1 protein-coding gene is annotated in these 600 nt (G+C 53.7%); it reads left to right on the top strand.

Annotated features, from left to right (window positions below):
• Positions 1 to 50: 50 nt before the first annotated feature.
• Positions 51 to 600, top strand: a 550-nt coding sequence (locus NW840_RS09900; RefSeq protein WP_414343960.1) for an RNA-guided endonuclease InsQ/TnpB family protein, incomplete at its 3' end; no start/stop codon positions are given.

The raw sequence follows: 600 nt of genomic DNA, 5'->3' as shown, positions 1-600 counted from the left end.
GGTGGGAACACAATCGCTGTGATATCAATGCTTGTCCCTTAATCTGTCACTTGCCTGAGCTGAAAGACAATCCCGATTTCTACTCCCAGAAACGGGATTTGGTGAAGACGAAAGCCCTGTTTCCGCAGTACAGAGCAGTCCATTCGCAAGTCCTCCAGAACTGCATAGAGCGAGTGCACAAAGCATTCGACCGCTGGCTGAAGGGGGACTGTAACGGCAAGCGGGCAGGGAAACCCAGATTTAAGGGAGCTGGGCGGTATCGCTCCTTCAGTTTCCCCCCGATGCAACAGGACTGCATTTGCGGGCAGTTTATCCATCTGCCCAAAATCGGTGCTGTTCGGATAATTCAGCACCGTCCTTTGCCTGACGGTTTTGTCATCAAGACTGCTACCATCACCCGCAAGGCAGACGGGTGGTATGTGACCTTGAGCCTGCAAGATTCGTCCGTCCCTGAGTTTACTCCTGAGTCTGCAACGCTGGAAAACACCATAGGAATCGACGTGGGACTGGACTCCTTTTTGGTGACCGACGCGGGGGAGTCTGTTCCAGTTCCCCAGTACTATCGCAAGGCAGAGCTCAGGCTCAAGAGGTTGCAGCGAG

The organism is Synechococcus sp. R5-13 (assembly GCF_047462015.1).
Classification (GTDB): Bacteria; Cyanobacteriota; Cyanobacteriia; order Thermostichales; family Thermostichaceae; genus Thermostichus.
The sequence above is the reverse complement of the archived record's forward strand: the minus strand, read 5'-3'. Positions and strand labels throughout refer to the sequence as shown.